At 72.7% G+C, this 5,314-nt stretch carries 4 protein-coding genes; 3 read left to right on the forward strand and 1 reads right to left on the reverse strand.

Features of this window, described 5'->3' with window-relative positions; all coding sequences use genetic code 11:
* Positions 1-1,389, forward strand: a 1,389-nt coding sequence (locus JX283_RS07715) for an SbcC/MukB-like Walker B domain-containing protein (protein ID WP_239652544.1), incomplete at its 5' end; no start/stop codon positions are given.
* A 290-nt stretch (positions 1,390-1,679) separates the two neighbouring features.
* Positions 1,680-2,915 (forward strand): MalY/PatB family protein, encoded by a 1,236-nt coding sequence (locus tag JX283_RS07720; protein WP_204830057.1) that lies wholly within the window; start codon positions 1,680-1,682, stop codon positions 2,913-2,915.
* A gap of 93 nt (positions 2,916-3,008) precedes the next feature.
* On the opposite strand, the gene JX283_RS07725 is transcribed toward JX283_RS07720, so the two are convergent.
* Positions 3,009-3,902, reverse strand: a complete 894-nt coding sequence (locus JX283_RS07725; protein ID WP_204830058.1) for an SGNH/GDSL hydrolase family protein — start codon at positions 3,900-3,902, stop codon at positions 3,009-3,011.
* A gap of 250 nt (positions 3,903-4,152) precedes the next feature.
* On the opposite strand from JX283_RS07725, the gene JX283_RS07730 reads away from it, so the two are divergent.
* A partial coding sequence (locus JX283_RS07730; protein ID WP_204830059.1) for a pyridoxal phosphate-dependent aminotransferase occupies positions 4,153-5,314 on the forward strand: 1,162 nt, incomplete at its 3' end.

Consider the following 5,314-nt stretch of genomic DNA (forward strand, 5'->3'; position numbering starts at 1 on the left):
ATCTTGCGGCTGGCCTGCCGTGCCCCGTGTGCGGGGTCCCTCGACCACCCCCACCCCGCATCGGTGCCAGGCGACGTCCCCTCGGAGGAGGAGCTGGAGCGTCTCGAGGCCGACCGCGACCGTGCCCAGGCCAGGCGCGACCGGCAGGACGGTGCGGTGGCGGAGGCCCTCAAGGCGTTTTGCGAGGCACGGGAGGCCCTGGCGGGGGAGGGGTCGGTGCCCGAGGACCCCGGCGAGGCCGGGGAGGCCGCGGAGAGGGAGGTTCGGGCGGTCGCCCAGGAGTCCCGCGGCCACGCCGAGCGCCGCGACGGGCTCGCCAGGGAGGTCGAGGCCCTCGAGAAGGACCGCACCCGCAAGGAGCGGCTGGAGAAGTCGCTGGCCGCCGGGCGCGAGGCCCTGGCGGAGGCCACCCGCTCCGCATCGGCGGCCAAGGAGGCGGCGACGATCGCCTGCGCGCTGCGCGACCAGGCGGAGGCCGCCCGCAGGGGGCGCGCCGAGGGCTTGGAGTTCGGCGGCCGGGTCGCGGCCCAGGCCGCCGTGGACGCCGCCAGGGAGCGGGCGGACGCGCTCGCCGGGGAGCGGGAGAAGGCCCGCGAGAAGGTGCTCGCGGCCGAGAAGGCCCTGGCGGAGGCCCGGGCGTCCCATGGCACCCTCTCGGAGCAGCTGGCGTCCGAGGAGCCCGTGGACGCCGAGGCCCTGGCCCGGGACCGCGCGGAGTGGAAGGCGGAGCACGACGCCGTGGAGGCCGGGCGCGACGCCGCGGTCTCCCGTCAGGCGGTCAACGCCGCCGTGGCCCGGGAGCTCTCGTCGCTNGCCAAGCGCCGGGAGGCGCTCGAGGAGACCTCCGGCGCCGTGTCCGAGCTGGCAGAGGCCGCGGCGGGCTCCGGCGCGCTGCGCAAGGTGGACTTCGAGACCTACCTCCAGATGGCGTGGTTCGACGCCGTGCTNACCGNTGCCAACCGGCGCCTCTCCGTCATGACCGGCGGTAGGTACAGCCTCGTGCGCCGGTCCGAGGCCCACGGCAACTCCCAGGCCGGTCTGGACATCGACGTCGAGGACGCCTTCACCGGGAAGTCCCGCGCCGCCGACACGCTCTCGGGCGGCGAGTCGTTCCAGGCGTCGCTCTCCCTGGCCTTGGGCCTCTCGGACGTCGTCCAGGCCCAGGCCGGCGGCGTGCGCCTGGACACCATGTTCGTGGACGAGGGCTTCGGCTCCCTCGACAGCGAGGCCCTCGATAAGGCCGTCGCCGCCCTCACGGAGCTCACCGGCACCGACAAGCTCGTGGGCATCATCAGCCACGTGGACGAGCTGCGGGACTCCGTGCCGCGCCAGATCCGGGTGAGGCGCGGCCGTGCGGGCTCCACCCTGGAGATGCGCCTGGACGGCTGACCACCGTCCCACCACCCGGACACTTCTGTCCCAGTGGTCGGGCACTTTTGTCCCACCACTCGGGCGCCCTGGGTCTCACGCCGTCGATGGGCGTCCGGCCCGTGCCGGATCCCCTCCGGCGCGGGCCTCTCGGCGCCGACTGCCCGGAACCCGTGCCACGGCCACCCGGCATGGGCAGAAGTCATCAATGACAAAATAGGCGAAGTGACAGATGGGCCAGGCGCCGCTGTCGCACCGCCCGGCGCGCAGGCGTTACCATCGGGCCAGGCACCCATCCCGGAAGGAGCCCCATGGCACCCACGACCCACGACTTCGACGAGCCCGTGGACCGCCGCGGAACGAGCAGCGTCAAGCACGACCAGGACCACCCCGACCACCCCGGCGAGGACCTCCTCCGCCTCTGGGTGGCCGNCATGGACTTCCGCGCGCCCGAGGCTGTGACGGCCGCCATCCACGGCCGTGCCGACCACGGGGTCTTCGGCTACACCGAGGCGTCGGGCCGCCTCGCCTCCGCNGNCTCCGGCTGNATCGCCGCCCACGANGGCTGGGCTCCCGACCCGTCCACGCTCGTCACGGGCCCGGGCGTGGTCTTCCTCATCGCCCAGGCCGTGCGGGTCCTCACCGCGCCCGGCGACCCCGTGCTCATCCAGCCGCCGGTCTACTACCCCTTCTCCGAGACCGTCCGCTCCAACGGCCGCACCCTCGTGTGCGCGCCGCTCACCTACGACCCCGGACGGGCTCGCGCCGGCTTTGCCGCGGCCGTGGCGGGGGAGGAACCCGGCCCCAGCCCCTACACGTTCGACGTCGCAGCGTTCGAGGAGGCGGTCGTCTCCTCCGGCGCCCGCATGTTCATCCTCTGCAACCCGCACAACCCCGTGGGCCGCGTCTGGACGCCCGCGGAGCTCGACGCCATGGCCCGTGTCTGCGCCGACCACGACGTCTTCGTGGTGGCCGACGAGATCCACGCGGACTTCGGCCGCCCGGGCCACCCCCACGCGCCCTTCGCCGCGGCCGCCGAGAAGGCCGGCTGCCGGTGCATCGTGTGCACGTCGCCGAGCAAGACCTTCAACATGGCCGGCCTGCAGCTCGCCTGCGGCTGGGTGCCCGACGCCGACGTGCGCTCGCGCATCGAGGCCGAGATGGACGCCTGTGGCTACTTTGGCGTGAACCCGCTCTCCCAGGAGGCGGCCGTGGCGTGCTTCGAGCACGGCGGCCCGTGGCTCGCCGACCTCAAGGCCTACCTCGAGGGCACCGTCGACTGGGTGAACCGCTTCGTGGCCGGGGAGCTGCCGGAACTCTGCGTGGTGCAGCCCGAGGGCACCTACCTGCTCTGGGTCGACTGCCGCGGCCTCGGCCTCTCGGACGAGGCCCTCGCGCGGCTCGTGGAGGTGGACGCCGGCCTCTGGGTGGATCCCGGCACGATGTTCGGCCCTGAGGGCTCCGGCTTCATCCGCGTCAACCTGGCCACCCAGCGCTCCGTGGTGCANGACGCCTTCCGGCGTCTGCGCGGCTCCGTCCGCGGGTAGCGCCGCCGCCGGCGCCGTCTCACCCCCATGAAAAAGGCGGCCGGGCCCCTGCCGGGTCCGGTCGCCTTGCCGTTATCGGTCCCTGCCGCCGCCCTAGGCCTGAACGCCGCGCTCGCAGGTGTAGGTGCGCTCAGGGAACAGCAGCTCGCACACCGTGTTCCAGCCAAAGGCCGTGCCGCGGGCGTAGGGGCAGCCGATGCAGTCGTCGCGGAAGCACACCTGCTCGCTGCGGTCGCAGTCCTCGGGGACCTCGCCCTTGCCCATGGAGGNGAGCACCATCCGGGCGATCNGGTCCATNCCTCGCTTGGTGGGGTGGGTGCCGTCCACGGCCTCGTAGTCGAGCATGAGGGCGCGGGCGTCGGCCACGTGGCAGCCGGGCCACTGGNCCGCTGCGATGCGGATGGCGTTGTTGTAGCGGTCGAAGTGGTTGCCGCGCAGGGGGTAGGTGAAGCACGTGCCCGGGGCGCCGGCGAGCCTGCCCACGGGCACGGTGATGCACCAGACCTCGACGCCGGGGTTGTCGGTGACTATGTTGGCCAGCATGCGGCTGTAGGCCTCGCCGAACTTCTCGGCGGCGTCGGCCGGCGCCAGCGCGGGCGCCACGTGGGGGTACTTGGAGAGGTCGATGTTGTACGGCGTGGCGGTGCCGCGGCCCAGNATCTGNTTCATGGTGCCACCCCAGCCGAAGTCGTTGATGCCCATGAAGACCAGGACCGCGTCGGGGCTCTCGCCGTNCTNCTTGAGGGCGTCGGTGCGGGTGCGGGACTCTCCGNCGGGGTAGCCCACGCCCTCCACGCAGGAGCNCGACCAGCTGGCGTTGGCGAGGAACTCGCCGCCCATGCCCTCGATGACCTTCATCCACCAGGTGTCGCCCACCTTCGCGACGCCGGTGGCGGCCAGGTTCTCGCCGGTGTAGAACACGTTCCACCCCTCGGGGATGTAGCCCTCGAAGGTCGAGATGGAGTCGCCGATGACAGAGACGCGCATGGGGCCAGCTTTCTCTTGGGTGCAGCCATACCCACCCATTTTGTTCCAGGCACCGCCGCTGCGGGGCACCCGGTCGACCGGCGGGTGGGGTGAGGCCACGGGCGCGCATTGGGCATGACAGGTGCGCCGCGGCCGGGGCGGCTCTGTTTCGCCCCGGCCNAAGGGNGCGNGGGCGNCGNCGCCGTGCGCTATCGTAAGGTGCCGTCAAGGAACGCACGCGCCACGCGCCACCTCCGAGAAGGGACCGCCCATGGAGTTCTCCCGCCGCCTCGACGCCTTCGGCGACGAGGTCTTCGCATCGCTCAACGCCCGCCGCCGTGAGCTCGAGGCCGAGGGCCGCACCATCGTGGACCTCTCCGTGGGGACGCCGGACTTCGAGCCGCCCGCCCACGTGGTGGACGCCCTCGTGGAGGCCGCGGCCGACCCCGCCAACTGGAAGTACTCCCTCCACGACACCGACGAGCTCCTCGAGGCCNTGTGCTCCTACTACCGGCNGCGGTTCGGCGTGGAGATCTCCCCCGACATGGTGATGATGGTCTCGGGCACCCAGGAGGGCATGGGCCACCTCGCCCTGGCCCTGCTCGACCCNGGCGACTCCCTCCTCGTTCCCGACCCCTGCTATCCGATCTTCGCCGGTGCGGCCCACATCGCCGGCGCGACCCCGGTGTACTACCCGCTCACCCGCGAGAACGGCTTCCGCCCGGACGTCGCCTCCATCGACCCGGCCACGGCCGACGAGGCCACCTACATGGTGGTGTCGCTGCCGGCCAACCCCGTGGGGTCCGTGAGCACCGAGNGGCTCTACGAGGGCATCATCGAGTTCGCACGCGAGCACGATCTGCTCGTCGTCCACGACAATNCCTATTCCGACATCGTGTTCGACGGCCCGGCCGGCGGCTCGTTCNTCTCGTTCCCCGGGGCCGTGGACGTGGGCGTGGAGTTTTTCTCGCTCTCCAAGTCGTTCAACGTCACCGGCGCGCGCCTCTCGTTCCTCGTGGGCCGGCCCGACGTCGTGGCGGCGCTCCGCAAGCTCCGTGGCCAGATCGACTTCGGCACGTTCATGCCGCTGCAGAAGGCCGCCATCGCGGCGCTCGAGGGCCCGCTGGAACCCGTGGAGGAGCAGCGCCTCGCCTACCAGGCCCGCCGCGACGCCCTGGCCGACGGCCTCGAGGCCGTCGGCTGGGACCGCCCCAACGCCAAGGGCACCATGTTCATGTGGGCACGCCTGCCCGAGCGCTACGCCTCCGACTCCATGGCCTTCGCCGAGGAGCTTATGGAGAGGGCCGGCATCATCGTGACGCCGGGCTCCTCCTTCGGCCCCGAGGGCGAGGGCTACGTGCGGTTCGCCCTCGTGCGTCCCGCCGCCGAGCTCGCCGCCGCTGCCGCCGTCATCGGCGAGGCCGGCTTCGGGG

It is taken from the genome of Olsenella sp. CU969 (assembly GCF_905219715.1).
Classification (GTDB): Bacteria; Actinomycetota; Coriobacteriia; order Coriobacteriales; family Atopobiaceae; genus Granulimonas; species Granulimonas faecalis.